We start from the raw sequence: 26722 nt of genomic DNA, 5'->3' as shown, positions 1-26722 counted from the left end.
TAATTCCTTTTTGAGGGTTTGTTTTGATCTATTTGATAGGCTTTATTCGCCTTCTGTTGTGTAATATTCTATGAGTGCAATAATTAAATCTTCAATCGTTGGCTCTTCGGCCACCACAATACTCTTTGTTTTTCCTTTCAAAGCTGCCGCGGTAGTTTCGCCTATGCAAAAGCAAACTTCTTTTTTTAGCTTATTTTCTTTTAAGTAACTCTCTACTCCCGATGGACTAAAAAAGAGGATACCTGCAAAATTTTCTAAACTTGAAATTTTAAATGGTGCCAACTTGGTTTGGTACACTTCAATTTCATTAAACACGATTCCAGCATCTTTTAGTGCTTGTGGCAAAGTTTCCTTGCGCAAATTACCACTAAAAAAAGTGTAGCTGTTTTGATTGTAAATTAAGGTGATAATTTCGGCTAGCTCTGAGGCGTAATCCATGTAAACATCTACCGTAAAACCATTTTGCTCCAGTAATTCTTTAGTTTTGATGCCTACGCAAAAAGCGGTTTTAGTTCGTAAACCTTCCCAACCGTCTTGTTCTAGCAAACTTAGAACGGCGTTTTGACTGCTAAAAATGAGATTTTCTTGAATATTTTGAAGTGAAAATGGAGTGTTTGTTACTTCGATAAAATCTTGTTCCAAAAGATCAAAGTTGGCATCAAGTAGCGCTTTTCGTTGCACTCCAGAAAGTGTTTTGGTAGATAAAATACTAATTTGCTCCATTATTTTTTTAAGCTGTTTTTGATGGATTTCATTAGTGCTGCTCCACCATTTTCAAGAATTTCTTGTGCGCAATAAAATCCTAATTTTTTCCACTCTTGCATCGGAACGATTTTTTCTACTTCGATTTTTTCTTTTCCATCAATAGAAAACAAAACACCTTTAAAAACAATATCGTCTTCTACAAAAACGGCTAAAGCACCAATTGGAGCTGTACAACCGCCTTCTAGCGTTCTTAAAAATTGTCTTTCTATGTGAGTGCACACTTCTGTATCAATATCATTCAACTCGTGCAGAGCTTGTCTTGAAAATTCATCGTCAGCCATTGCCACTACCAACATTGCTCCTTGTGCCGGTGCGGGAATCATCCAGTCAAGATCTATATAATCTTCTGGTTTAAGTTTGATTCTTTCTAGTCCTGCTGCGGCAAATACAGCTCCACTCCAGTCACTTTCTTGTAGTTTTTTCATGCGGGAGTTTACATTTCCGCGCAAATCAACTACAGTATGATTAGGGTATTTATTAAGCCATTGTGCTTGACGGCGCAAACTGCCTGTTGCAATGGTTCCGGTTTGATTTAAAAAATCGAGATTGCCTTTGTGTACTAAAATATCGAGTGTATTAGCTCTTTCGAGAACGGCTGCTTGAACAATTCCGTTTGGTAATGCAGTGGGAACATCTTTCATAGAATGTACCGCAATATCAACATCGCCATTAATCATAGCAACATCGAGTGTTTTGGTAAAAATTCCAGTGATTCCTAATTCATAAAGAGGCTTATCAAGAATGATATCGCCTTGCGATTTTACGGCTACAATTTCAGTTTTGTACCCTAAATCATTTAGTTTTTTTTGGACGGTATGAGCTTGCCAAAGTGCCAATTCGCTATCGCGAGTTCCTATTCTAATTACTTTTTGAGCCATATTACGATTGCATCCTTAAAAAACGAAAGGATTATTTTATTGTGTAATTTTAAGACAAATTAATCTTGTATTTTTCTTCAATTGCTGAAGGTACAACTTTTGGGGTCAACTGTCCAATTTGAAACACTTTTTCAATAAAATCAATGCTGTCGTCTACCGATGTATTTTCATCTTTTAGATGACTTGCAAAATGATTAGTTATTTTTTGAATGATTCTTGAACTGATTAAATCCGCTTGTTCCTCGTCAAAGTTAATTGTTTTTTTTCTTTGTAACGCCAATTCGGTCGCAACAATATCATTTAACTTAGCTTTTAGCGCATGAATAGTTGGTGCGTATTTACGACCGTTCATCCAGGTATTTAACTCTAATTTTAAATCCTCAATAATCGCTTCGGCAGCAGGAATATGTTGTTTTCTGCGCTCCAAAGTGTCATCCGTCATTTGAGATAAATAATCTAAATGAATTAATGTTACACCATCGATATCAGCAACATCAGGATTTACATTTCTTGGAATCGATAAATCCAGAATTAAAAGCGGCTTTTTAAGATTCAAAAGTGTTTTGTCAATAGTTGGATTCTTTGCTCCTGTAGCAACAACTAGCACATCTGTTTGCTGAATTTCTTCTTGCAAATTGGCATAATCTTTAACAACAACATTTAATTTTCCGGCCAATTGTTCCGCCTTATTTTTTGTTCTGTTGATTAGGGTGATGTGACCGTTTTTAGTATGTTTTACTAAATTTTCGCAAGTATTTCTACCAATTTTTCCAGTTCCAAAAAGCAAAATGTTTTTGTTACCAATGTTTTCTACATTGCGAATGATATATTGAACTGATGCAAACGAAACCGATGTTGCACCAGATGAAATTTCAGTATCTGTTTTAATTTTTTTACTCGCTTGAATAACCGAGTTTACTAAGCGATCCATAAAGGTGTTTACTAAACCTTCTGTTTTACTTAATTTGAATGCATTTTTGATTTGGCTGATGATTTCAAAATCACCTAATATTTGACTATCTAAACCTGTTCCTACACGAAACATGTGATTGATAGCATCTTGACTTTTATAAATGTAAGCTACTTCTTGAAACTCTTCGACAGAGCCATTGCTGTTTTCACAAAGTAATTTGATTAACTCGTAAGGATGATTAGCAAATCCGTATATTTCGGTTCTATTACAAGTAGAAGTAACAATTAAAGATTCTATTCCTTCTTCTTTAGCTTGCGCCAAAAGTGCTGATTGTGCACTTGCGTCAAGGCTAAATTTCCCTCTCATGGTTGCGTCTGCTTTCTTGTAACTTAAGCCTAAAGCATAAAAAGTGGTGTTTTTGGACATACTAAATTTTTCCATATTATACTTTCCTTAAAAAGTTCAACAAAATTATTACTAACTATTTTATAAAAACAACGCTAGAGGTACTTTTTATATCGCTATGAAATTAAATATTTGATTGGTGCCTTTTTTGCTCTTAAAAGAGTCGATTTTCACTGAAATCAAGCTTTAAACACAGTGTTATATATATTAATTCTAAATAAAGGGTTTGTTTTGGCAAGATTTGCGATTTTAAAAAATATCGCTTAGGGTTCAAAACATCGAGTGGTAGTTGTAAAAATTATTTAATTTTAAATACGTTACTCTACATTATTGATTTAACAAAAAAGAAATAAAAACGCTACCCAAAAAAGGTAGCGTTTTTAACCTTTTCATACTATTCTTGTACGATTGGAGCTCTTAAAGACTCTAATACTGCAACAATATCAATATATAATTTTGTGTTAGCTGCAACACCATTTGCATTTGCAGCTGCACCTACGTACCCAACAAATTTAGTGTACTCAGCAGCATTTGATTTTTTACCCATACGTGGGTTTGTAGCTGGATTGTGTGCTGCTACCATGTTAAGACCAGAATAAGTGTTTACTGCATTTGTTCCTCCTGTATTGAAAGAGAAAAAGTCAGTAAGATTATCAACCAAAACAGCTAGTTTAGTTGTATTTCCTGCTTTAACTTCAGTCAATACTGGTGCAAAATGTGCTCCTAAGTTACCTGAAGCGTTATTTTGAACATCAGCTACGATAAGCCCTACAGTAGAGTTTACTACTTTGCGGAAATTTAGACGTCCTTGCTCAATCATTTGACCAGAATTATCTGGGTCAGCAACCATTGCACTTCCGCCTAAACGAGCGTAGATTGAAGCCTCTGCAGCTGGTGCAGCATCATCATCATTGTTACAAGAAACCAAAGTTGCTGATGCAACTAATAACACACCAAGTGTTAATTTTGAAAAATGTTTCATAATAAAAGTATTTAAGGATTAATTAAAAAATTGATTTACTTTTTGAAAAAATTTGTAGCTCGCACTGTTTTGATCTACAGGGCAAACTTCTTTATTGGCTAAAGCTTCTGGTAAAATGTAACGCTGTGCGTCATACGACCCTTTAGCCATCAACTCATTGTATACCTTCTCAGAGTTGGTTACTTTGTTATTGTGGAAGTATACCACCACATTGCGTTTTACAATAATAGAGTCAGAAGTTAGTCCATCTATAGTTCTCAAATCAGCACAAATTTTCTTTGCTTGCACAGAGTCAATGTTTGATTTAAAATCAATACGACTTATTTGTAAATTAGGACTATCATAAACTGCTGGTTTAGCAGTAACAATATGAAAGATAAAAATGGCAATAAACAAAACAACTATAGTTAGTCCTGCCCAAAGTACCTTTTTAAAAATTTTGTTTGTTTTCATAGGTTTGTTGTTTTTTATTTGTTGTATTTGTGTTGATATACGTGCACTATTTTAACTTGGTTTTTTCAAAATGTGTTAAAAAAGCTATTTAAATTCATTTTAAATAAAAAAAATAGTACAAACTTCTCGTTTTTACCTTCTTAAAAAACTCTGGCCAAATTAAATCCAAAGAAAACATCTCCTTTGTTCCAATCTCCAGTTGTTCTTCCTAAGAAACCTGCTTCGTCAATTCCTTGTGAATTGGTAAAGTGCATTTGAAAAACGTGTCCACCCGTTTCCAAATCAAAACCAATAGAAAGTGGATTATTGAATACTGAATTTCCTGCACGGTTTAAATGAGCAGCATAATCAATATTTAACGACCATCTTTTAGAAAACTTATACCTACCACCCATACCTATTGCATATTGTGTATTGTCTTGCAAAGGATTGTCTACAAAATTTTCATGAAATATAGATGGAGCAAGTTCAAGAGATAATTTTTCTGAAAACTTACGAGAAATCAGCAATTGCCCAACGTAGGTTAAACGATCACTGAATTCTAAATTTGGATACAAACTTTCTTTTAAGGTATTGTTGATAGACATACTATTGAAGCCCGCAATGGTAACTGGGAAACCATCTTTAACTTGTGAAAACAAAGCGTATTTTGCAGCAAAATCATACGCCAACTGATTACGCGCGGCACTTACATGTAAACCTTCGGTTAAACCGTAAATGAATTTTATTTGTGTATTGGCATTATCTAAACCGTAAAATCCTTCAAAGCCATCTTTAACAGACCCAAAACGGTGCGCTACTACAAAATATAAATCGCCTTTTGCTGCAAGTTTCGTAGATTCTAAGTTTACAATTTTAAGCGCCTTGAATGCAGAGGTAACTTTCTCTTTGCCAGCAGCGGGTTCAACACCATCTAACAAATCATCTTGTGCAAAAGTCAATAAGGGTAATAGGAGTAATAATAAGGTTAATTTTTTCATGTGTTTGGGTTTTTAAAATTGTTGTTTATTTAACTATCGAAATTTGATCTAGCTTGTACTCTTCTAATAATTCATCATAACCTAAAAATCTACCTTTAATAGTGATCGTTTTTCCGGTTAAAGACTTAAGAGGCGTTTTTTCAATGAAAGTTCCAAAAACTTTTTCACCTAATACAATACTATTGTTTGCCTCATCTACACTAGTAACCACATCAACCAACTCAATAGTTTTGTCTGAATATTTGGAATTGGCAACGCTATCGTTGGTTTGAAATTCCTGATCCAAATTTGGAATAGAAACCACATAATCAGCTGTTTCAGTTTTAATATCACGATGCTCTTTGTATAAAAACAGATAAGAGCAAGTAGCAACTACTCCTACAAGTGCAATTCCTACAATTATTTTTTTGTTCATGGTGGGCAATTTTTTAGGTTTAAGGGATATACGATAAAAAGATTCTTATGGTTTCTTCATTATTTTTTAATATTGTTTAAAACTAAAGCTTCGTTTTTATCGTAAATGCAGTTATAATTCACTACTATTGGTAATTATTTAAAAGTTAACAACTTACGATAAAATTAAAACAAAAAACATGAAATCACAATTAGTATTCACAGCTTTAACGTTTGTTGCACTTTTGACGAGCTGCAGCAATGAAGATTCAGAAACACTTACATCAACGCCACCTCCTAACTCTACGGCCAAAGTGACCTATAATCAAAACATTAAATCGATTATTGACAACAATTGCGTGGTTTGCCATGCGGCAGTACCCCGAAATGGCGCACCCAACTCCTTAGTAACCTATGCGCAAGTACGAGAATCTATAACCAATCGTGGTTTATTAAACCGCATCTCTCTTCCTAACGGGAATGGTTTACTGATGCCTCAAGGCGGGCCAAGGATGCCACAAGGTACGATAGATTTAGTTGCAAAATGGCAACAAGACGGATTATTAGAACAATAAATAACTGAAAATGAAAAAATTAATAACTGCAGCGTTTTTATGCCTAACTCTGATAGGCTTTGCGCAAGACAAAATGATTACAAAATCAGGTAAAATTAACTTTGAAGGATCAGTTTCATCTTTTGAAGAAGTTAAAGCCTCAAACAACAATGTTACATTTGTACTAAATCCTAACACTGGAGAAATTGCAAGTTTAGCACTGGTAAAAGGTTTTCGATTTAAAGTGGCCCTAATGGAAGAACATTTCAACGAAAATTATGTTGAAAGCGATAAATATCCAAAAGCTACTTTTAAAGGTAAACTAGCAGGCTTTGATGTAAAAAACCTAAGCGAAACACCAAAAGAGTTTCCACTAAACGGTAAATTGGAGTTGCATGGCAAAACCAACGATGTTAAAACCACTGCAAAAATAAGTAAAACTGCTGCGGGCATTAAGATTGTCTCAAACTTTGCAGTAAATGCTAGTGATTACAATATTGCTATTCCTGCCGTTGTAAAACGAAAAGTATCAAACAAGATTAACATCGAAATTGATGCTACCGTAAAATAAAGTACAAAGAATAAAATTTGTATAAAATTATGGCGTACGCTCTATAAAACCGTGAAAAAGATTTAATTTTGAAAGACAAAACCAATCTGATGCCTCGCTGTGGATTGAAAATTTTAAAAAAGAAATCAAAACATGGAAGAAGAAATTAACATTGAGAACGATTTTACGTTAATCCGGTTTCAAAACGACAGTTCGGCCCCATTGTTTGCGCAGCGTGTAACTACAAGCGGTTTAATTCAATTTCATTTTGGTCTAAAGGGAAACGCCAAGTTTTTATTCAATCAGGGCAACTATGCTTTAGAACTAAAAGAAGAAAAGTCGCTACTTTTGTACAATCCACAAAAAGAATTGCCCTTGAACTTAGAGTTAGCTCCAAATTCTTGGGTTATTTCTGTAATAATTTCTATAAAAAAATTTCACGCTCTTTTCTCTACCGAAGCTGATTATATCACGTTTTTAAGTGCTGATAATAAAGACAAAAAATACTATAACGAGGGAAATATAAGTCCATCAATGGCTATAGTTTTGTCGCAATTGTTTCATTACAATTTACATCCATCTATCAAAAACCTGTATTACAAAGGCAAAGGCTATGAGTTGTTGAGTTTGTATTTTAACCGTACCGAAGATCCAAATGCAGAGCAATGTCCGTTCTTGATTGATGAAGACAATGTAATTAAGATAAAAAAAGCCAAAGAAATCATCATTTCGAACATGGCAGAACCACCGGGATTGCAAGAACTTGCAGACGAGGTGGGGCTGAATATCAAAAAGCTTAAAATGGGATTCAAACAAATTTATGGCGATACCGTTTACGGATTTTTATTTGATTACAAAATGGATTTTGCACGCAAACTACTTGATAGCGGCTCCTACAACGTGAACGAAGTAGGATTAAAAATCGGCTATAGTACAGGTAGTCATTTTATAGCTGCATTTAAAAAGAAATTTACCACTACGCCAAAAAAATACCTAATGTCCATCAACCCAAACATGAACTAGGGTATTGATTTTAGATATTAAACGATAAATAAAAAATAGTTAATCTCCGGATATAAAAAGTAAGTTTAATTACTTTTGTTCTAACAAAAAACAACAACATGAAAGGTGTATTATTAGTAAACTTAGGCTCTCCAGAAAGTCCAACTCCAAAAGATGTAAAGCCATATTTAGATGAGTTCTTAATGGATAAATACGTAATAGACGTTCCGTTTTTATTGCGTGCCTTATTGGTACGTGGAATCATTTTACAAACGAGACCTAAAAAATCAGCTGCAGCTTACTCAAGAATTTGGTGGGACGAAGGATCTCCACTTGTTGTTATTTCGCGCCGCATGCACGAAAAAGTACAAGCACAAGTTGATGTGCCAGTTTCTTTAGCAATGCGCTACGGAAATCCGTCTTTATTGTCTGGTTTACAAGAACTGCACGACAAAGGAGTTACTGAAGTAATGTTGTTTCCTTTGTACCCGCAACACGCTATGGCCTCTACTACAACCATTTTAGAATTAGCCGAAGAGCACCGCAAAAAATATTTCCCTGAAATGAAATTCACGATAGTGCCTGCGTTTTACAACAAACCAGACTATCTACAAAATTTAGCTGACTCCATAAAAGGACACTTAGAAGGTTTTGATTACGATCATTTATTATTTTCATACCACGGAATTCCAGAACGCCACATTCGTAAAACAGACGTAACCAAATCACACTGTAAAATTGATGGATCTTGTTGTAACACACCATCACCAGCGCACGAGTTTTGCTACCGTCATCAATGTTACGAAACTACCAAACAAGTAGTTAAACTTTTGGGAATTCCAGAAGGAAAATACAGCCAAACCTTTCAGTCACGTTTAGCAGGTGACAAATGGTTGCGTCCATACACTGACGTAGAAGTGAACAAAATGCCTGAAAAAGGAATTAAAAATCTAGCTGTAGTTACTCCTGCATTTGTATCTGATTGTTTAGAAACACTGGAAGAAATTGCAATGGAAGCTAATGAAGAATTTTTGCACCACGGTGGCGAAAAATTCATGGCAATTCCTTGTTTAAATGATAGTGACGATTGGTGTAAAACAGTGAGCAACTGGATTACAAATTGGTCAAAAGTAACAACTAACAGCACAACAAAAGCCGATTCTGTTGCGGTGTAAAGTTATAAAAGCTGTCTGTAAATTATAACAAACGAAAGATGATTTAAACGGCCGTTTCGTAAAGTAAAGGTCTACAAATCAATAATTTTTATAGATAATTCCCTAACTGTTGGGCGATAAATCGGTTTGCATTACATTATTGTCGTGTCCGTTTTATTGCCCATCAATTTTTAATAACAGCATTAAAAGAGCTTATAAAATTTTCAACTGCAGTATTTTGGCTAGTATTTCAATAAAAATCAACAGCTTTAACCCGGAGTAAACATTGATTTTTCTTTATTTTCCAGGCACTCGAACTACCAATTTTTTTAGGTATTTTTGGACTACGAATTAAACTTCTGATTACTGATGCAGTTTTTGAATCACTGACGGTTTTCAATTTGAACCAAAAAATCTACACGCAACTAAAAAACAAATAAATGGAATTCTACAATTACATTAAATCCCTACACCTCATCTTTGTAATCACTTGGTTTGCAGGTTTATTTTATATCGTACGATTGTTTGTTTACCAAATTGAAGCTGCTGCAAAACCATCACCAGAAAAAGAAATCTTACAAAACCAATACAAAATAATGACCTACCGTTTATGGTACATCATCACTTGGCCATCAGCGGTTCTAGCAAGTATTTTTGCTTTTTGGATGCTGTTTTTTACAGAATTGGGCCAAGCTTGGTTACAAATGCCATGGATGCACGTAAAGCTTGGCTTTGTTTTTGCGCTCTATTTGTACCATGCCAAGTGCCAGCAAATTTTCAATCAATTGCAACGAAATGAAGTAAAATATTCTACTAATTTCATGCGATTGTGGAATGAAGGAGCTACCATTATTTTGTTTGCCGTAGTGTTTTTAGTAATTTTAAAAAACGCTGTCAATTGGATTTATGGCGTAATTGGGATTTTCCTTTTCTCTATAATTATCATGCTTGGTTTTAAATTTTATAAAAAAATAAGAGAACGCAACAATTCTTAATTCAAATCCAGACATTAAACCGATATTCTAAATTAACCAACATGTTCAAAGGCTTCAAATTAGCAATGCTTTCCCTGCGGATTAGGATTTTCCTATCCATGATTGTATTGATATTAATGGCTTCGGTAATTTTAGCGTCTATCTCAATTATTCAGTTTAAAAATGAGGCTAAAGAATACCATCAAGAACGCCTTGAACGCAATGAAAACGCAGTAAAACAGCACATTAATTTTATATTATCCACGACTACTTATCCTTTGAATGCGGCGAATTTAGATTTAATTTTTAAAGATAAAATTCACGAATTGGCCCACATCCACAACATAGAAATCAACATTTATAGTTTGGATGGAAAATTATTAAAATCCTCAAAAGAGTCCTTTTCAGTTGATAAAGTAGCGCCGCCAATCCCAAAATACATTTTAAAACTCGTACGCTCTTCTATTGAAAAAAGATATGTAGACATTAAAACCATCGAAGGCAAAAAAAACCGTTCGGCATTTAGCCAAATCAAAGACGACAAATTCAAACCTCTTGGTATTTTAAATTTACCTTACGTAGAGGATGATGGCTATTACGAAAACGAGCTCAAAAACTTCCTGATTCGCTTAGGTCAAGTATATACTTTTATGTTGGTCATGGCCTTTGCACTCGCTTATTTTTTATCATCGTACATTACTAAATCGCTCAAAACTATTTCTGACAAGTTGAGTGAAACTAGCTTGAACCAAAAAAACGAAAAAATTGTTTTGGAGGCCAACAGCAAAGAAATCAATTTGCTTATCAAGGCCTACAACGCCATGGTGGATGAATTGGAAAAAAGTGCAATCAAACTGGCTCAAAGCGAACGCGAAGGCGCTTGGCGCGAAATGGCCAAACAAGTAGCGCATGAAATCAAAAATCCGTTGACTCCAATGCGTTTAACCGTGCAGAGTTTTCAGCGTAAATTTGAACCCACTGATGCCAATGTCAAACAAAAAATGAATGATTACTCTGAAACACTCATTCAACAAATTGATACCATGAGCGCTGTGGCTTCGGCATTTTCAAACTTTGCTTCGATGCCTGCACAACAAAACGAAACCCTGAATGTGGTTGAAGTAGTTGAGCTTGCCATGGATATTTTTAATGAAGATTATATTGAATTCAAAAGCGAATCACCCGAAATTATTTCTAAAATTGACCGTACGCAACTCATTAGGATAATTACCAACTTGGCAAAAAACGCCATTCAGTCCATACCGGAGCAGCAAGAGGAAAAGAAAGTTATCGTTACCATTCGTAAAGAAATGAATACCGTTTTGATCACCGTTTCAGATAATGGAGTTGGTATTCAAGCAAGTGATGTACGTCGTATTTTTGAACCTAAATTCACCACTAAAAGCAGTGGAATGGGTCTAGGTCTTGGAATCATAAAAAACATTATTGAAAATTATAAAGGAACAATTACCTTTGAGAGCGAATACGGCAAAGGAACCACTTTTACGGTATCGCTACCCATTTTGCACACATAAAAAACAAAATATATGAACTACGAAAACATTTTAATTACAACTGAAAATAACATTGCCACGGTTACCATCAATCGTCCTACAAAACTCAATGCGCTAAATGTTGCAACGATTTCTGACTTGCACAAAGCGTTTAAAATATTGGCCAAAAATGACGAAATAAGAGCTATTGTACTAACTGGTAGCGGTGAAAAAGCTTTTGTTGCTGGTGCTGATATTTCAGAATTTGCTCATTTCTCTATTGAAGAAGGAACGCAATTGGCTGCTGAAGGGCAAGAAAAATTATTTGATTTCATAGAAAATTTAAAAACTCCTGTAATTGCAGCGGTTAACGGCTTTGCATTGGGTGGTGGTTTAGAATTGGCGATGGCATGTCATTTTAGAGTAGCTTCAGACAATGCCAAAATGGGTTTACCTGAAGTTTCATTAGGTGTAATTCCGGGTTACGGAGGAACGCAACGTTTGCCGCAACTAGTTGGTAAAGGTCGCGCTATGGAACTTATCATGACTGCCGGAATGCTTACCGCTACCGAAGCGCACGCAATGGGATTAGTTAATCACGTGGTACCTCAAGAAGAATTAATAGCGTTTTGTTTGACTATTGCTGGCAAAATAATTAAAAACTCTCCTTATGCAATTGGCAAAGCTATCAAGGCTGTAAATGCTAACTTTAAAGAAGGAAAAAATGGCTATGAAGCCGAAATTAAAGCATTTGGTAAATGTTTTGGAACACAAGATTTTAAAGAGGGAACAACGGCTTTCTTAGAAAAAAGAAAAGCAGTTTTTACTGGGAAATAAAAAAAGAAAGAGAGCCATTTGAGCTCTCTTTTTTATTACTACTTCTCTCCTTCCCATTCTGCATAAAATTGAGAAAGGAAACCTTCCATGTATTTATGACGCTGTTGTGCTATTTGTTTCCCAGTTTCGGTATTCATTTTCTCTTTTAAAAGCAATAACTTCTCATAAAAATGATTGATTGTGGGCGAATCGTTATTTTTGTACTCGTCCTTACTCATAGTTGTTTTTGGAGCAATTTCAGGGTCATAGAGCGTTCTATTCTTAAAACCGCCATAATTGAACGTCCTAGCAATTCCGATAGCGCCAATCGCATCTAATCGATCGGCATCTTGAACAATATCCAATTCTTTTGAACTGAATTGTTTTTCAAAATTGCCGCCTTTGTACGAGATGTTTTCAATAATGAGCACCACATGATCAATAACATCTTGCGCCACTGCTTTCGATTCTAGATATTCTCGGGCTACTCTCGGACCTACCGTTTCGTCTCCGTTATGAAACTTACTATCAGCAATGTCATGCAGCAAAGCACCGAGTTGTACTACCAAAGCATCACACTTTTCTGTCTTGGCAATAAGCAAGCTATTTTTGTACACACGCTCGATGTGAAACCAATCGTGGCCACCCTCTGCATTTTGCAATTCTTGTTTTACAAAAGCAATTGTATCTGTAATTAATTGTTCTGAACTCATTAAAATTTGGTTTAAAAAAAATGCTGAACACTATCGTTTATACAATAGCATTCAACATCTTATAATTTTGTTTGAATTGATTAACGCACCAAAGCAGGCTCAACCCACTTAAAAATGTGCGATTCTTGCGGGATTACCAATCGATCTGAAATTTTAGCCATTCTAGCTGGTAACTTCATCAAGTAATCACGCGCTTTCTCGGCCTCATCAGTTAAATTTCCTATTTTATCGATTTCCCATTTGTCGATCAATTTTTGCATGATGTCTACATAATCAGCAGCTGTATAAACACCAATACGTTGTGCAGAATCAGAAAATTGTTCAAAAGCTGTACTAATTTTTTCACCAGACTCTCTTAAAAAATGCGCAGGCATTACAATCTTTGCTTTCATCATGTATTGAAAAGCCAACATCATTTCGCTTGGATCAATTTGGAAAATACGATTCACAAATTCACTGTATGCATGGTGGTGACGCATTTCATCGCCAGCAATCATTTTGCACATTTTAGATAATTTGTTATCGCCATATTTCTTAGCCATTTGCGCCACACGATTGTGCGATACGTAGGTAGCTAACTCTTGAAAACTAGTGTAAATAAAGTTCTTGTAAGGATCTGTACCCGTACCAATATCAAAACCGTCGTTAATTAAGTGCTGTGTAGTCATTTCAACCTCACGCATGTTTACACGACCTGATAGGTACAAATATTTGTTTAGTAAATCACCGTGACGATTTTCTTCACCTGTCCACTGTCTGATCCATTTAGCCCAACCATTACGCTCCACGTTATCAACACCTTCTACATCCATCAACCATGATTCGTAGGTTGGCAAAGCTTCTTCAGTGATGGTATCACCTACAAGCGTAACCCAAAAATCGTATGGTAAGTCTTTGGCTATTTCACGTAATTCTTTCACCTCATCAAAGAAATTTTCACTTTGAGAATTAGGTAAAAAATCAGTTGGTTGCCATATTTTTTCAACAGGAATCAGGTACTGATCGACAAAGCTATCTACGTTTTTTTCCAAAAACTGCATTACTTCTAATCGAATGTTTTTTATTGACATTATATATAAATTAAATTTTTATTCCTTGAACAACTGCTGTTTCGGTTTGTTCCATTAAATCAGCAAAGTTGTATTCGCTCACAGCTAGCGGTTTATGTATTACAAAGGTAAGGCGATTTCCTAAACCTACGGGGAAAAACCCATATTTAACTATTTTCCAAGAATTGTTTATGCTTACAGGAACTACGTAGGCTGAAGGTGCATTTTTGCACAAAATTTTTAAGCCCGTTTGAGAGAAAGCTTTGGGAACACCCGTTTTACTGCGGGTTCCTTCAGGAAAAATAACTGCTGACCGTTTGTGTTTTTCAATATACTCTGACAAACCTTTGATAACCGGAATGGCTTGCTTAGGGTCTTTTCTATCAATTAAAACTGATCCGCCGTGACGTAAATTATAAGAAACACTAGGAATACCGCTTCCTAATTCTTTCTTGCTTACAAATTTACAATGAAAACGGCGTAAATACCAAATCATTGCAATAATATCATACATACTTTGGTGGTTGCACACAAAAATTAAAGGTACATTTTTCGGGATGCTCTCTACATTTTTAAACGTATAACGCGTTCCTATCAAATTAGTGCATTTTACCAGAAAAAAATTCAAATAATCAACACTTTTTTTATGGGCTTGATAACCAAAAACATTGAAGCAAACCCATTGAATAGGGTGAAAAATAACCAAGGTAAGACCGAAACACAGATAATAAATTACGGAAATAGGATAGGAAATTAATTTTTGCATGCTGTTACAATTTTGCGACAAAAGTAATAAATATATTTTTAGCACTATTTAAACGCAAAATAATATACTTGCTATTGCTTAAATCGTAAATTTGCGGGTTATACTACCAATTTTTTAGTCAGCAAAAATGAATTTCACCTACCCAAAATCAGAAAAATTAAAGAGCAAAATCACTATTGGATTGTTGTTTACTGAGGGCAAATCAGTCTCAAAATATCCTTTGCGATTGGTTTACAAAGCAGGTTCATTTGGCCCAAACGACACATCGGACGGGAAAATAAAAATGGGCGTTTCCGTTTCAAAAAAGAATTTTAAAAAAGCGGTAGATCGCAATTATTTCAAGCGCGTTTTGCGTGAAACGTATCGGTTAAACAAACACCTTTTGATTGATAATCTGGACCAACCCTATTCGTTTATGTTTTTTTATCAAACCAAAGAACGCTTGACTTATCAAGAAATCAATACAAAAACAAAACAATTGTTTGAAAAGTTTGTGGCTCAAAACAGTCCGAAACCTCAAACCGAAAACCAAGGCAGTACTGAATAGTAAAAGGTTAACGACATTTGAAAATTCTATCGAATGTTTCAGCTGTCAATAGCCAACTATTAAACGATTTATTGTTATTTTAGTGACTTCTAATTTACTTACACCAACCTATGAACTTTCTTCAAAAAAAATTTATAATTCCAGTTGTTGCTTCCTCTTTTCTGTTTATTGGAAGCAGTTTTAAAGACGACTTTTTTGAAATAGCCAAGCAAATTGAAATTTTCACCACTCTTTTCAAAGAATTGAATAGGAACTATGTTGATGAAACTAATCCGGGAGACTTAATGGACAAAGCGATCAAAGGAATGCTTGCCAACTTAGACCCGTACACAGTTTATTTTAATGAACAAGATGTCGTTCGATTTAAGATCAATAATACTGGCGAGTACACTGGTATTGGTGCCATGTTGACTCGCAAAGAAGATCAGTTGATTATCAAAGAATCCTATAAAGATTTTCCGGCTGACAAAGCAGGATTGCGTCCTGGTGATGCCATTATTCAAATTGGAGATGTGCTCTTGGCTGATTTTAAAGACGATGCTTCGCAACTTTTAAAAGGTGCCAAAAACACCAAAATTGCCATAAAATACATCCGCCAAGGAAAAACAAACACAACCGAAATTGTTCTTGACGAAGTCGCTATTAAATCAGTACCGTTTTTTGCAAAAATTGACGACAAAACCGGCTATATCGTTCTGGCACATTTCAATAAAAAAGCTTCGAATGAAACCAAAGAAGCTTTAGAGCAACTCAAAAAAGAAGGCGCTGAACGCATTATTTTGGATGTTCGTGACAATCCGGGCGGTTTATTGAACGAAGCAGTTAACATCTGTAATCTTTTTGTAGAAAAAAACGAAGTTATTGTAACTACAAAATCGAAAATAGAAAAACACAACACGACTTATAAAACCACTCAAAATCCCGTAGACACGACAATTCCTTTGGTAATTTTAGTTAACGGACGCAGTGCCTCAGCCTCTGAAATTGTTGCTGGAGCCTTGCAGGATTTAGACCGCGCCGTTGTAGTTGGTAGTCGCAGTTTTGGAAAAGGATTGGTACAAAGACCAGTTGATTTAACCTTTGGCACACAACTAAAAGTGACTATCTCTCGCTACTACACGCCTTCTGGCAGATGTATTCAGGCTTTAGATTATTCTAAAAAAGACAAAAATGGCATGGCTATTAAAACCGAAGCCAAGAATTTTAACGCTTTTAAAACCAGAAAAGGGCGCACGGTATATGATGGTGGCGGTATTCAACCCGACGTAGAATTAGACGAAACCAAATCAAGCCCGATTACCAATGCCTTACTTAAAAATGATGGAATTTTTAATTATGCCACCGTGTATTATTATAAAAATCCGAACTTAGGAAAGCAAATTCCTGTGATAACTGATGCGGATTATGCCGACTTTAAGCAATTTTTAAAAGCTCAAAAATTTAGTTTTGATACGGAGACTGAAATAGCTCTAAAAAACACTTTGGCCGCAGCCAAAAAAGAAAATCTTGACGAATCGATTCAGGCAGAATACCAACAATTATTGAGCGCTTTGCAAAAATCAGAAAGTGCTTTGCTAGACAAACATCAAAAAGAAATCAAGAATTTATTGCTTGACGAAATCATTAAAAGATATCAGTATCAAGAAGGTTTGTATCAATATTATACCAAAAACAATACTGAAATTAAAAGAGGAGTAGCTATATTCACCTCGGCTACCGAATATAAAGCCCTTTTAAAAATGTAATGAAACAATTGCTACACTTTCTTATTGTTTTGATTTTTAGTTCCTGCTACTCTCAAAACAGAGCAGTGACTACGGTATATTTTGAATTTGACAAACACAAATTACCCGAAGATCAAATACAAGTGATTGTTGATTTTATGAAAACGGTCGATACTACCAAAATCGAATCTATACAAATATTTGGGTATTGCGATGACCGTGGCGCAAATGATTACAACTACGACTTATCTAAAAAAAGGGTGATGACAGTGCAAGATATCTTAACTGCCAACGGATTCAATCAAAATAAAATTGTCATTATTGAAGGCAAAGGTCGTGTCATCATTCAAAAAGATGATATTGAAAACTTATCCGAAATACGATCTAAAAACCGTAGAGTCGACTTGTTCTTGGTCAAAAAGAACAGCTATGGCAAAGGAATTTACAATTCGTTTAGAGACAATCAAAAAGTTGGTGATCGCATTTACTTAGAAACTATTTTGTTTCCGCTAGGAAGCAGTAAATTAACAACCTCTACCAAACTTGAACTTGATAAAATTGTGGCCCTTTTGCAAAAGAAAAAAACTTTAGAGTTTGAAGTTAGAGGCCATGTATGCTGCACACCAAATTATTACGAGGATGCAATTGACAGAGATACAAAAGAACGAAAATTATCTGTGAACCGTGCCAAAAGCGTATACCGCTACTTACTTTCAAAAGGAGTTAACAGTTTACGCATGCATTATGTGGGTTGTGGTAACAAATATCCTTTAGGACAAGGAGATGCTTTAGACCGACGAGTTGAATTTTTAATATTAAAAATTTAGTTACTCACGAACCATTTCTATATGCGGAATATCATCTTCCAAATACATTTCGCTAGTTTGAATAAATCCGTGACTTTCGTAAAATTTCTTCAAGTACAATTGTGCTCCAATTGTGATTTTGGTTTCGTTAAAATGAGTAGAAATACCAGCAATAGAGTGTTGCATTAATTCATGCCCCCATTTTCTGTCGCGATACTTTGCTGATACAGTAACACGACCAATAGATGCGTTATCAAAACTAACACCAGCAGGAAACAATCTAGAATGTGCTACAATTGTACCATCATAAACTCCTAAAAGATGCAAGGCTACTTTATCTTTCCCGTCAAGGTCTAAATAAACACAATTCTGCTCTACTACAAATATCTCACTACGCAGTTGCAATAAATCGTAAAGTTCATGTACTGTAAGCGCATCAAATGCTTTGATTTCCCATTGAATTGTCATTGTATTCTATTTATTTTTGAATTGCAAATTAAAGCATTTTAACGCTTTCTTTTTACAATAGTGACTGATTTTATAATGGATTCTAGTTCGTGCATTAAATCGCGTTTATCTTTAGATGGCGCATAGCAAAAACCTTCCAAAACTAAAATTCTGTTATAGGCACGATCAATAATCGCGTAATTGATGAAAGGTCCCGACATAAAATCATTATTCAATTGCCAAGTTCCTTTAGTCTCGTAGGTCATTTTACCATCTAACTCTATTTTTGCAAAATACGGAGCATATGCCTCTTCAGTAATCATATTGGTATTGGGTTCCTTGCCACTGATGTATAACTTACCAATAGAATCACGCATTTTGATAATGCTACTGCTAGCTTCGGCATTTTTTTTAATACTTCCCAACGGAATTTGATACACCAAAATACTAGTATTACCTCCAATATTTTCCTTTTTTAGCCACATGAAATTACGTTTTTGCAAAACATAAACATAGCCTGTAGGAATAGCAATGCCAATATGAAATTTATTTTTAATAATTGCTGGATCAATAAGCGCTGATTGATGCTGTTTTTGGGTTTCAGTCAATTCTCCTTTTTTAATAATTTGTAACATTTGAGGAGCGTTACTTTCAAGAGAAGTAATAATATCTGCTGCTGTTTTACCCGTAATATGGAAAACATTTTGAGGAGAGGCGTATTGATTTTTTTTGATTTCGAAAGTATTCTTGTCTGCTTTTTTAACAACAATAATAGCTCGAGTTGCGGTCATAAAACCTTCAAGTAACTTAACCGGGTATTGATTGATATTAAACAAGGGTTCCTCCTGAGGTAGTCCAATTACTGGCGAGGCAAACTTGTTTCTAATACTATCTCCAATTTCACCATTCCACAGTTGATCATCGATAATTACGGAAATCGTATTTATTTTTCCTGAAGATTGACGGTTGCGTTCGCTGCTTTCTTTTTTACAAGAAAACAATAGCAAAGACACAAACAACATTAAAAAATAGGTTTTACGCATCACGATTTGATTATAAAATAAAACCCAAATTTATTGAAGTTAATCGGTTTATCCGTTAATTTTTAGCTTCATTCCAGGTTTGAGTTGTTCACCACTAATACCGTTCCATTTTTTCAAATCAGAGGTAGTAACTCCTGGGTATTTTTTTGCAATACTGAATAATGAATCTCCTTTTTTCACGTAATAATCAGAGCTTGAACTTTTGCTCTTCATCGCTGAAGCTTTGGTTTTAAAAGAATTTACTGAGGCCTTATCGGTTACAATTGCAATTTCATCTTTGGCAACAATTAAGCTTTTACCAATTGTTATGGTGTTATCATTTAACTTATTCCATTGTTTGATATCACTTAAAGAAGTTCCAAATTTAGATGCAATTGCGCTTAAGTTATCGCCTTTTTGCACTACATATTCAACATCTCTGCGCTCCTGAGCATTTGCTAGATCTTGTTTCGTATCTACTTCTAATTTAGCAAATTGTATGGTAGCTCCTATTTGAACAGCATCAGTGGTAAGTCCATTCCAACTTTGAATATCAGCTACTGAAACATTGTATTTCTTGGCAATATTACCCAAGTTATCGCCCTTTTGTACTACATAAATTGCTTCTGATGATGTGGTAGCTTCTTTATCATCCTTAACGTTTTTTGCACTAGTACTAGCTGCAACCACAGGATTTGTTTCACGAATTGGCTTCGCTAAAATCTTTTCTTGTTTACCTGTAGGAGGTTCAATTCTAAGGCTTTTTCCATAAGCAAGTGAATTGCTACTTAAATTATTCCATTGTTTAATTTCAGCTACAGTAACATCGTATTTAGCCGCAATATTAGACAAATTATCACCGCGTTGGACTTTATAATATGCTGATTTAGGTCCCGAATAATTTGCTTTAGTACCGATGCTGTCTTTCGCTACAACAGCTCTAGACATTTGAAATGGTTTTTCACGCTGATCCATTTCGTGTTGTGCATAAGCGTACATTTTATCTTCGTTAGAGGCAAACACAGCAATTTTATCTTGCGGCAAACGCAAAAAATGTTCTTGATCGTGGTAATACGGCACTACATTCAATTTATACGAAGGATTTAAAAGTTGTAATTGTGCTACAGGAACATCTAATAAATCAGATATTTGTTTGAATGTTAGCTGTTGCTTGATGCGAATAGTATCAGTAGCAAAATGTTTGATAAAAGCTTTTTCAGGAACAATTCCGTGCTCTTTATGGTACTCATAGATGTACATCGTAGCTAAAAATGCTGGTACATACCCTTGAGTTTCTTTGGGTAAGTTTTTACGAATGTTCCAATAATTTTGTTGGCCTCCAGAACGACGAATTGCTTTTGCAACATTGCCTGGCCCAGAATTGTAAGAGGCAAGAACCAAATCCCAATCGCCAAAAATCTTAAACATATTGGTCATATAATTCGCGGCTGCTTCGCTTGCTTTTAGCGGATCACTGCGCTCGTCAACATACGAGTCAATTTTTAATCCGTATTGTTTTCCTGTTTGGTACATAAATTGCCACAAACCAGTAGCTCCCATTCTAGAGACAGCTTTGGGATTTAGTGCCGACTCTACGACGGCTAAATATTTAATTTCTAATGGGACATTTTTACGTGCCAATGCTTCTTCAAAAAGCGGAAAATAATATTCAGATACGGCCATCAAACGCTCAAATGATCTTTTTCTATTTTTTAAAAAGGATTTAATAATATTTTCTAAACCTATGTTGTACTCAATATTAAACGGAGACTTAGCATCCATTGCGGCCAAACGTTTTTTAAGCAACTCGGTTGGAAGTTCAAAATCAATTTTTTGATCAAAATTGCCATTCTGAATATCATTAGAAATTGTATTGTACAAATCTAAATTGGTTAATTCCCGCATCCACAAACTGTCTACACTTGCAGCCAATCGATGTTTGACAAATGTTTTTTTGATAGAATCCAGATATGAAATCTTCGGTTCTGATTTTATATTAGCTTGTAATTCCTGACTGTTTTGTGCAAACATTTGCGCTGAAATAAACAGTACAATTGCGGCAATGGTATTTTTTACATTCATATTTTTACGATCAAAGACCTATATTTCAAATGATTATAAATTTGCTTTTCACAAACTTAAGAGGTTTAAACTAAAAAATTCACTAAATATTGTTAAAAATGCAATCTTTGCTCCTTTTAGAAAGAATTTTAGTCACTTTAAGAACTGTTTTCAGGTTAAAAAAATGAAATTACTAAAAATATCTCTCCAAAAAGTAAGTAAATAACTAAGCACGATAGTGCAATTTGCAAGACAAATTCTGTTTTTCATCTATTTTTCATCTGATAAATAACCTCTTAACGTGCAAAAACCTTAGTTACAGTAAAGTACTAAGGTTTTTACAGGACTATTATATTTATAAAAAAGCAACAAAGCTTGATTATTTTTTTAATCGAAATCTATTTTAAAATTGCTTCAATACCAGGTAAACTTTGGCCTTCAAGCATTTCAAGCATAGCTCCTCCACCGGTAGATACGTAGCTCATTCGGTCTTCTAAACCAAATTGTTTTACTGCGGCAACGGAGTCACCACCACCAACAAGCGAGAAGGCACCATTAGAAGTTGCTTCGGCAATAAAATTACCTAAAGCAATAGTCCCATTTGCAAAACTTTCCATTTCAAAAACGCCCAATGGACCGTTCCATAAAATAGTTTTCGAAGCTAAAATTACTTCTTTAAAGTTTTCTAATGATTTTGTTCCTGCATCCAAACCTTGCCATCCATCTGGAATTTCATTTACATCAACAACTTGTGTATTAGCTGTATTCGAAAAATCATCTGCAGCAATTACATCAACTGGAATGTGAATTTGTACGCCTTTTTCTTTGGCTAATCGTAAAATTTCAAGAGCTAATTCTTGTTTGTCATCTTCGCAAATAGAATCTCCTACTTTTCCGCCTAGGGCTTTAACAAAAGTAAAAGTCATACCACCGCCAATGATCATGTGATCTACTTTATCTAAAATGTTTTCAATAACCGTGATTTTCGAAGACACTTTTGATCCACCAAGAACTGCTGTTACTGGTTTTTCACTATTTTTTAAAACTTTGTTCAAGCTTTCTATTTCTTTGGCTAATAACAAACCGAAACATTTGCTTTCAGGGAAAAACTGAGCAATAATAGTAGTCGAAGCGTGTGCTCTGTGCGCAGTACCAAAGGCATCGTTTACGTACACGTCTCCTAATGAGGCAAGTTCTTTTGCAAAAGCAACATCACCCGCTTCTTCCTCAGTATGAAAACGCAAATTTTCAAGCAACAACACTTCACCTGCTTTTAATTGAGACGCCGCTGTTGTAGCTGTTTCACCAACACAATTAGCTGCAAATTGGACTGGTACACCAAGAACCTCAGACGTAGTTTTTAAAATGTGTTTTAGAGAATATTTTTCTTCAACACCTTTTGGTCTTCCTAAATGCGACATCAAAATTACACTACCGCCTTGCGCCAAGATAGCTTGTATGGTTGGTTTGGCAGCTTCGATACGTGTAGCATCAGTAACATTGAAGTTTTCGTCCAAAGGCACATTAAAATCTACTCTAATTAAAGCTTTTTTATTTTTGAAATCGAAATCATTTAGTGTTTTCATCAGTGTGTATTTTTAGATTAATTGTACGTCCAAGAGCAACAAATATAGAACTTTTAAATTAGTAATAAATTCCAAAAAAGATTGAAAACTAAATTAACAGCAACGAAATCGATGTAAATCAATAAATAATGTTAATTTTTGTCGAATAACTTGCATTATAGCAATAGTATCAAACAACAAAATACTTTTATCAAGTTGATTTTAACGCTTAGACCAGCGGGCTGACATTGCAAACTTTGATGTTTAAAATTTTAGACTAAACCATTTTCTGCTATCTTTGCTACATGCAATTTTCAGAAATTTTAGGGCAAGAACACATAAAAAATCACTTGACACGAAGTGCTAATTTAGGTCGTATTCCACATGCACAGTTGTTCGTAGGTCCTGAGGGAAGTGGCACATTGGCCATGGCAATTGCTTATGCACAATACATTATTTGCAACAATCAAGATGGTGAAAATACTGGCGAAAATAGTGCGTGTAATTTAAAATTCGAAAAAACTTCACATCCTGATTTGCATTTTATTTACCCAACGGTAAGCACCGAAGATGTAAAAACAAAACCTAAAAGCATCGATTTTATAGCTGAATGGCGCCATTTTTTGGACCACAACCCTTACGGAAGTTTGTTTGATTGGTATCAAATGTTAGGCGTAAAAAACAAACAAGGTGAAATTCGAGTTGATGATGCGCAGGAAATCTTAAAATCATTAGCGCTTAAATCCTTTGAAGGCGGTTACAAGATTATGATTATTTGGATGGCCGATAAAATTAATACGGCCGCCTCGAACAAATTGCTAAAACTACTAGAAGAACCAACAGATAAAACGGTTTTTATTTTAATCTCTGAAAACGAGGAAGATATTTTACAAACCATTCGTTCGCGCTGTCAAGTATTGCATTTTAACGGTTTACCCGAAACCGTAATTGCAGATGCTTTGGTAAAAAGAGAAAATATTGCAGCAAACGAAGCCTTGCGTATTGCACATCAAGCACAAGGCAACTACAATAAAGCATTGCAATTATTGCAACCAGATAGCGAAACTGTTTTTTTTGAAAAGTGGTTTGTTGATTGGGTTCGTGCAGCATTTAGAGCAAAAGGGAATGCAGCAGCCATTCAAGATTTAATTCAATGGAGCGAACTAGTTGCTGCTTTGGGTCGTGAAACACAAAAGAAGTTTTTACAGTTTTGCATCGAAATGTTCCGACAAGCGCTACTGCTCAATTACGAGACAAAAAACTTAGTTTATATGGAACCAAAAGTCGAAAAATTTAAGCTCGAAAATTTTGCACCCTTTGTAAACGGCAATAACATCCAAGCTATTTTTACTGAGTTATCTGATGCAATGTATCATATTGAGCGAAACGGAAACGCAAAAATAATATTGACTGATGTATCCATAAGACTTACCCGTTTAATCCACAAAAAATAAACACATGAACAACATTACTTCTATTTTAATTTTGATTTTTTTGGCCATTACTTTTTTACAATCAGGCTACGACAAACTATTTTATTGGAAAGATAATGTAGAATGGTTAAAAGGCCATTTTGCTAATACTCCACTTAAAAATCAAGTGCCACTTGCGTTAGGAAACATCCTAGTTTTAGAGTTAATTTCAGGAGTACTTAGCGTGGTAGGCTGCGTTGAATTATTCATCAACAACGGTAGAGTTTTTGGTTTTTACGGAGCTGTTTTTTCGTGTATCACATTATTGATGCTGTTGTTTGGTCAACGCTTAGCTAAAGATTACGATGGTGCCAGAACTATTGTAATTTATTTTATTCCCGCAATTTTAGCCGTGTATTGGTTAAACTAAATCAAAGTACAAGCACATTACACAACTTTAAACCTTTTAGTTTTACAAAAATTATGAATGCAAAATATCCTTCTGAATCTTTAACCACACTTACTGATTTAGTTTTACCAAGCGAAACAAATCCGTTAAATAACTTATTTGGTGGCGAATTACTAGCCCGTATGGACCGTGCTGCAAGTATCGCTGCACGCAGACATTCGCGCCGCATTGTAGTTACTGCCTCAGTAAACCACGTGGCATTTAACAGAGCAATTCCGCTGGGGAGTGTTGTTACTGTCGAAGCCAAAGTGTCGCGTTCGTTCAAAAGCTCGATGGAAATTTACATTGACATTTGGGTGGAAGACCGCGAATCTGGTAATAAAACTAAAGCTAACGAAGCTATTTACACTTTCGTAGCCGTAGATGATACCGGAAGACCTGTTGAAGTACCTCAAATTATCCCAGAAACCGACCTAGAAAAACAACGATTTGAAGCTGCTTTGCGCAGAAAACAATTGAGTTTGGTATTAGCCGGAAAAATGAAACCCGAAGAAGCTACAGAGTTGCGCGCATTATTTGTATAAAAAATAATATTGCAGAGGTAAATTGTTACCAACAGAAAAATTTTCAATTGAAAAAAAAAGTATTTTTACGAAAACAAATCTTAAAAATCAAAATCAACTACTGAATTGCAATTCACAACAATTCAAACGGTTACAGCGATAAAAAAAGCAATTAAATGAAAGAAAAGGCAAAAGAGAAGATGAGCACAGAAAAAGAATCAAAATTAAAAGCACTACAGCTTACGCTAGACAAACTAGACAAAACTTACGGTAAAGGAACCGTAATGAAAATGGGCGACAAAGCCATTGAAGAGGTAGAAGTTATTTCTTCAGGATCTTTAGGAGTAGATTTAGCTCTTGGAGTAGGCGGTTACCCAAAAGGACGTATCATCGAAATTTACGGACCAGAATCATCTGGTAAAACTACTTTGACTTTGCACGCTATTGCTGAAGCGCAAAAGGCTGGCGGAATTGCAGCATTTATTGATGCTGAGCACGCTTTTGACAGAAATTATGCTGAGAAGTTAGGAGTTGATATCGAAAACTTAATCATATCGCAACCAGACAACGGGGAACAAGCACTTGAAATTGCTGAAAACTTAATTCGTTCAGGCGCTATTGATATTGTTGTAATTGACTCGGTTGCGGCGCTTACACCAAAAAGTGAAATTGAAGGCGAAATGGGAGACTCTAAAATGGGTTTACATGCGCGTTTAATGTCACAAGCATTGCGTAAATTGACAGGAACCATTAGCAAAACGAATTGTACCGTATTTTTCATCAACCAATTAAGAGAAAAAATTGGTGTAATGTTCGGAAATCCAGAGACTACAACGGGTGGTAACGCATTAAAGTTTTACGCATCTGTTCGTTTAGATATCCGTCGTTCTACACAAATTAAAGATGGTGAAAACGTAATTGGTAACAGAACCAAAGTAAAAATCGTTAAAAACAAGGTTGCACCACCTTTCAAAGTAGCAGAATTTGATATCATGTACGGAGAAGGAGTTTCAAAAACTGGTGAAATTTTAGATTTAGCAGTTGAATTTGAAATTGTAAAAAAATCAGGTTCATGGTTTAGCTACGGCGAAACCAAATTAGGACAAGGTCGCGATGCGGTTAAATCGTTAATCAAAGACAATCCAGAATTAGCTGATGAATTAGAAGAAAAAATTAAAGCTAAAATTAAAGAATTAGCTGAGGCATAAAACTTAAAACCCGATTTTTTCGGGTTTTTTTATAGCTCAAACGCAACCTTTTAAAAGTCTTTTCATCTACAAATTAGCCGCAAAGTAAAGTAGAAAGCGGAAAATATTTATCTTTAAA

Annotated in this window: 28 protein-coding genes; 14 read left to right on the top strand and 14 right to left on the bottom strand. The window is 35.0% G+C overall.

Features of this window, described 5'->3' with window-relative positions; genetic code table 11:
- Positions 1-42: 42 nt before the first annotated feature.
- From ACXX8U_RS13385 to ACXX8U_RS13355, 7 genes are all read right to left on the bottom strand, one after another.
- Positions 43-723 carry a uroporphyrinogen-III synthase gene (locus ACXX8U_RS13385; RefSeq protein WP_458566272.1) on the bottom strand — a complete coding sequence of 227 codons (681 nt, stop codon included), beginning with the start codon at positions 721-723 and terminating at the stop codon, positions 43-45.
- Positions 723-1643, bottom strand: coding sequence for a hydroxymethylbilane synthase (gene hemC, locus ACXX8U_RS13380; RefSeq protein WP_458566271.1), 921 nt, complete (start codon positions 1641-1643; stop codon positions 723-725). Before hemC ends, ACXX8U_RS13385 begins: the two co-directional genes overlap by 1 nt.
- 49 nt (positions 1644-1692) lie before the next feature.
- Positions 1693-2997, bottom strand: coding sequence for a glutamyl-tRNA reductase (gene hemA / locus ACXX8U_RS13375; RefSeq protein WP_306259497.1), 1305 nt, complete (start codon positions 2995-2997; stop codon positions 1693-1695).
- Between the two features lie 358 nt (positions 2998-3355).
- Entirely contained in the window at positions 3356-3943 is a 588-nt protein-coding gene (locus ACXX8U_RS13370; protein WP_458566270.1) for a hypothetical protein, read from the bottom strand.
- A gap of 18 nt (positions 3944-3961) precedes the next feature.
- Complete coding sequence (locus ACXX8U_RS13365) at positions 3962-4396, bottom strand: hypothetical protein (RefSeq protein WP_458566269.1); 435 nt, start codon at positions 4394-4396, stop codon at positions 3962-3964.
- Positions 4397-4536: 140 nt separating this feature from the next.
- The gene (locus ACXX8U_RS13360; RefSeq protein WP_458566268.1) at positions 4537-5376 is read right to left on the bottom strand and encodes a DUF5777 family beta-barrel protein; all 840 of its coding nucleotides are present in this window, start codon (positions 5374-5376) and stop codon (positions 4537-4539) included.
- A gap of 25 nt (positions 5377-5401) precedes the next feature.
- Positions 5402-5791, bottom strand: a complete 390-nt coding sequence (locus tag ACXX8U_RS13355; protein WP_458566267.1) for an OB-fold protein — start codon at positions 5789-5791, stop codon at positions 5402-5404.
- 178 nt (positions 5792-5969) lie between these two features.
- On the opposite strand from ACXX8U_RS13355, the gene ACXX8U_RS13350 reads away from it, so the two are divergent.
- The 7 genes from ACXX8U_RS13350 to ACXX8U_RS13320 all read left to right on the top strand — a co-directional run bounded on the left by ACXX8U_RS13350 (position 5970) and on the right by ACXX8U_RS13320 (position 12333).
- A complete protein-coding gene (locus ACXX8U_RS13350) occupies positions 5970-6344 on the top strand; it encodes a hypothetical protein (protein WP_458566266.1) in 375 nt (124 codons plus the stop codon).
- 10 nt (positions 6345-6354) lie between these two features.
- Positions 6355-6894, top strand: a complete 540-nt coding sequence (locus ACXX8U_RS13345) for a YceI family protein (protein WP_458566265.1) — start codon at positions 6355-6357, stop codon at positions 6892-6894.
- Positions 6895-7026: 132 nt separating this feature from the next.
- Entirely contained in the window at positions 7027-7896 is an 870-nt protein-coding gene (locus tag ACXX8U_RS13340) for a helix-turn-helix domain-containing protein (protein ID WP_458566264.1), read from the top strand.
- Between the two features lie 98 nt (positions 7897-7994).
- Entirely contained in the window at positions 7995-9050 is a 1056-nt protein-coding gene (hemH, locus tag ACXX8U_RS13335) for a ferrochelatase (protein ID WP_458566263.1), read from the top strand.
- 419 nt (positions 9051-9469) lie between these two features.
- Positions 9470-10024, top strand: coding sequence for a CopD family protein (locus ACXX8U_RS13330; RefSeq protein ID WP_458566262.1), 555 nt, complete (start codon positions 9470-9472; stop codon positions 10022-10024).
- A gap of 98 nt (positions 10025-10122) precedes the next feature.
- A complete protein-coding gene (locus tag ACXX8U_RS13325; protein ID WP_458566414.1) occupies positions 10123-11538 on the top strand; it encodes an ATP-binding protein in 1416 nt (471 codons plus the stop codon).
- Positions 11539-11550: 12 nt separating this feature from the next.
- Complete coding sequence (locus ACXX8U_RS13320; RefSeq protein ID WP_458566261.1) at positions 11551-12333, top strand: enoyl-CoA hydratase/isomerase family protein; 783 nt, start codon at positions 11551-11553, stop codon at positions 12331-12333.
- Positions 12334-12371: 38 nt separating this feature from the next.
- Here ACXX8U_RS13320 and ACXX8U_RS13315 read toward each other — a convergent pair whose 3' ends face one another.
- The 3 genes from ACXX8U_RS13315 to ACXX8U_RS13305 all read right to left on the bottom strand — a co-directional run bounded on the left by ACXX8U_RS13315 (position 12372) and on the right by ACXX8U_RS13305 (position 14840).
- On the bottom strand, positions 12372-13025 hold the full coding sequence (locus tag ACXX8U_RS13315) for an HD domain-containing protein (protein ID WP_458566260.1): 654 nt from the start codon (positions 13023-13025) through the stop codon (positions 12372-12374).
- Between the two features lie 80 nt (positions 13026-13105).
- Positions 13106-14095, bottom strand: coding sequence for an acyl-ACP desaturase (locus tag ACXX8U_RS13310; RefSeq protein WP_458566259.1), 990 nt, complete (start codon positions 14093-14095; stop codon positions 13106-13108).
- 10 nt (positions 14096-14105) lie between these two features.
- Positions 14106-14840: a lysophospholipid acyltransferase family protein gene (locus ACXX8U_RS13305; protein ID WP_458566258.1), complete on the bottom strand. Its 735-nt coding sequence runs from the start codon at positions 14838-14840 to the stop codon at positions 14106-14108.
- A 127-nt stretch (positions 14841-14967) separates the two neighbouring features.
- On the opposite strand from ACXX8U_RS13305, the gene rnpA reads away from it, so the two are divergent.
- The 3 genes from rnpA (at position 14968) to ACXX8U_RS13290 (ending at position 17938) form a co-directional block, all read left to right on the top strand.
- Positions 14968-15387, top strand: coding sequence for a ribonuclease P protein component (gene rnpA, locus ACXX8U_RS13300; protein ID WP_458566257.1), 420 nt, complete (start codon positions 14968-14970; stop codon positions 15385-15387).
- A gap of 110 nt (positions 15388-15497) precedes the next feature.
- A complete protein-coding gene (locus tag ACXX8U_RS13295) occupies positions 15498-17132 on the top strand; it encodes a S41 family peptidase (RefSeq protein ID WP_458566256.1) in 1635 nt (544 codons plus the stop codon).
- Positions 17132-17938 (top strand): OmpA family protein, encoded by an 807-nt coding sequence (locus ACXX8U_RS13290; RefSeq protein ID WP_458566255.1) that lies wholly within the window; start codon positions 17132-17134, stop codon positions 17936-17938. Before ACXX8U_RS13295 ends, ACXX8U_RS13290 begins: the two co-directional genes overlap by 1 nt.
- Here the strand turns inward: ACXX8U_RS13290 and ACXX8U_RS13285 are convergent, their stop codons facing one another.
- From ACXX8U_RS13285 to ACXX8U_RS13270, 4 genes are all read right to left on the bottom strand, one after another.
- Complete coding sequence (locus ACXX8U_RS13285) at positions 17939-18385, bottom strand: GNAT family N-acetyltransferase (protein ID WP_458566254.1); 447 nt, start codon at positions 18383-18385, stop codon at positions 17939-17941.
- A gap of 38 nt (positions 18386-18423) precedes the next feature.
- A complete protein-coding gene (locus ACXX8U_RS13280; RefSeq protein WP_458566253.1) occupies positions 18424-19407 on the bottom strand; it encodes a DUF4837 family protein in 984 nt (327 codons plus the stop codon).
- Between the two features lie 48 nt (positions 19408-19455).
- Positions 19456-21468, bottom strand: a complete 2013-nt coding sequence (locus ACXX8U_RS13275) for a LysM peptidoglycan-binding domain-containing protein (protein ID WP_458566252.1) — start codon at positions 21466-21468, stop codon at positions 19456-19458.
- A gap of 377 nt (positions 21469-21845) precedes the next feature.
- Entirely contained in the window at positions 21846-23033 is a 1188-nt protein-coding gene (locus tag ACXX8U_RS13270) for a phosphoglycerate kinase (protein WP_458566251.1), read from the bottom strand.
- Positions 23034-23317: 284 nt separating this feature from the next.
- Between ACXX8U_RS13270 and ACXX8U_RS13265 the strand changes: the two genes are divergently transcribed.
- From ACXX8U_RS13265 to recA, 4 genes are all read left to right on the top strand, one after another.
- Positions 23318-24466 carry a DNA polymerase III subunit gene (locus tag ACXX8U_RS13265; protein WP_458566250.1) on the top strand — a complete coding sequence of 383 codons (1149 nt, stop codon included), beginning with the start codon at positions 23318-23320 and terminating at the stop codon, positions 24464-24466.
- A 4-nt stretch (positions 24467-24470) separates the two neighbouring features.
- Positions 24471-24854, top strand: a complete 384-nt coding sequence (locus ACXX8U_RS13260; RefSeq protein ID WP_166132600.1) for a DoxX family membrane protein — start codon at positions 24471-24473, stop codon at positions 24852-24854.
- Between the two features lie 53 nt (positions 24855-24907).
- Positions 24908-25417: an acyl-CoA thioesterase gene (locus tag ACXX8U_RS13255; RefSeq protein WP_166132601.1), complete on the top strand. Its 510-nt coding sequence runs from the start codon at positions 24908-24910 to the stop codon at positions 25415-25417.
- A 179-nt stretch (positions 25418-25596) separates the two neighbouring features.
- Positions 25597-26604: a recombinase RecA gene (gene recA / locus ACXX8U_RS13250; protein WP_166133504.1), complete on the top strand. Its 1008-nt coding sequence runs from the start codon at positions 25597-25599 to the stop codon at positions 26602-26604.
- Positions 26605-26722 lie beyond the last annotated feature (118 nt).

The organism is Flavobacterium sp. GNP001, assembly GCF_054343775.1.
The sequence above is the reverse complement of the archived record's forward strand: the minus strand, read 5'-3'. Positions and strand labels throughout refer to the sequence as shown.

Excerpts from the sequence above, each read along its gene's own strand:
- recA (WP_166133504.1), top strand. The coding sequence starts at position 25,597 with ATGAGCACAGAAAAAGAATCAAAATTAAAAGCACTACAGCTTACGCTA.
- ACXX8U_RS13325 (WP_458566414.1), top strand. The coding sequence starts at position 10,123 with ATGATTGTATTGATATTAATGGCTTCGGTAATTTTAGCGTCTATCTCA.
- ACXX8U_RS13365 (WP_458566269.1), bottom strand. The coding sequence starts at position 4,396 with ATGAAAACAAACAAAATTTTTAAAAAGGTACTTTGGGCAGGACTAACT.
- ACXX8U_RS13305 (WP_458566258.1), bottom strand. The coding sequence starts at position 14,840 with ATGCAAAAATTAATTTCCTATCCTATTTCCGTAATTTATTATCTGTGT.
- ACXX8U_RS13385 (WP_458566272.1), bottom strand. The coding sequence starts at position 723 with ATGGAGCAAATTAGTATTTTATCTACCAAAACACTTTCTGGAGTGCAA.
- hemC (WP_458566271.1), bottom strand. The coding sequence starts at position 1,643 with ATGGCTCAAAAAGTAATTAGAATAGGAACTCGCGATAGCGAATTGGCA.
- ACXX8U_RS13295 (WP_458566256.1), top strand. The coding sequence starts at position 15,498 with ATGAACTTTCTTCAAAAAAAATTTATAATTCCAGTTGTTGCTTCCTCT.
- ACXX8U_RS13360 (WP_458566268.1), bottom strand. The coding sequence starts at position 5,376 with ATGAAAAAATTAACCTTATTATTACTCCTATTACCCTTATTGACTTTT.
- ACXX8U_RS13285 (WP_458566254.1), bottom strand. The coding sequence starts at position 18,385 with ATGACAATTCAATGGGAAATCAAAGCATTTGATGCGCTTACAGTACAT.
- ACXX8U_RS13345 (WP_458566265.1), top strand. The coding sequence starts at position 6,355 with ATGAAAAAATTAATAACTGCAGCGTTTTTATGCCTAACTCTGATAGGC.
- ACXX8U_RS13260 (WP_166132600.1), top strand. The coding sequence starts at position 24,471 with ATGAACAACATTACTTCTATTTTAATTTTGATTTTTTTGGCCATTACT.
- ACXX8U_RS13340 (WP_458566264.1), top strand. The coding sequence starts at position 7,027 with ATGGAAGAAGAAATTAACATTGAGAACGATTTTACGTTAATCCGGTTT.
- ACXX8U_RS13280 (WP_458566253.1), bottom strand. The coding sequence starts at position 19,407 with ATGCGTAAAACCTATTTTTTAATGTTGTTTGTGTCTTTGCTATTGTTT.
- ACXX8U_RS13330 (WP_458566262.1), top strand. The coding sequence starts at position 9,470 with ATGGAATTCTACAATTACATTAAATCCCTACACCTCATCTTTGTAATC.
- ACXX8U_RS13270 (WP_458566251.1), bottom strand. The coding sequence starts at position 23,033 with ATGAAAACACTAAATGATTTCGATTTCAAAAATAAAAAAGCTTTAATT.
- ACXX8U_RS13315 (WP_458566260.1), bottom strand. The coding sequence starts at position 13,025 with ATGAGTTCAGAACAATTAATTACAGATACAATTGCTTTTGTAAAACAA.
- hemH (WP_458566263.1), top strand. The coding sequence starts at position 7,995 with ATGAAAGGTGTATTATTAGTAAACTTAGGCTCTCCAGAAAGTCCAACT.
- ACXX8U_RS13290 (WP_458566255.1), top strand. The coding sequence starts at position 17,132 with ATGAAACAATTGCTACACTTTCTTATTGTTTTGATTTTTAGTTCCTGC.
- ACXX8U_RS13370 (WP_458566270.1), bottom strand. The coding sequence starts at position 3,943 with ATGAAACATTTTTCAAAATTAACACTTGGTGTGTTATTAGTTGCATCA.
- ACXX8U_RS13350 (WP_458566266.1), top strand. The coding sequence starts at position 5,970 with ATGAAATCACAATTAGTATTCACAGCTTTAACGTTTGTTGCACTTTTG.
- ACXX8U_RS13275 (WP_458566252.1), bottom strand. The coding sequence starts at position 21,468 with ATGAATGTAAAAAATACCATTGCCGCAATTGTACTGTTTATTTCAGCG.
- rnpA (WP_458566257.1), top strand. The coding sequence starts at position 14,968 with ATGAATTTCACCTACCCAAAATCAGAAAAATTAAAGAGCAAAATCACT.
- ACXX8U_RS13255 (WP_166132601.1), top strand. The coding sequence starts at position 24,908 with ATGAATGCAAAATATCCTTCTGAATCTTTAACCACACTTACTGATTTA.
- ACXX8U_RS13265 (WP_458566250.1), top strand. The coding sequence starts at position 23,318 with ATGCAATTTTCAGAAATTTTAGGGCAAGAACACATAAAAAATCACTTG.
- ACXX8U_RS13355 (WP_458566267.1), bottom strand. The coding sequence starts at position 5,791 with ATGAACAAAAAAATAATTGTAGGAATTGCACTTGTAGGAGTAGTTGCT.
- hemA (WP_306259497.1), bottom strand. The coding sequence starts at position 2,997 with ATGGAAAAATTTAGTATGTCCAAAAACACCACTTTTTATGCTTTAGGC.
- ACXX8U_RS13320 (WP_458566261.1), top strand. The coding sequence starts at position 11,551 with ATGAACTACGAAAACATTTTAATTACAACTGAAAATAACATTGCCACG.
- ACXX8U_RS13310 (WP_458566259.1), bottom strand. The coding sequence starts at position 14,095 with ATGTCAATAAAAAACATTCGATTAGAAGTAATGCAGTTTTTGGAAAAA.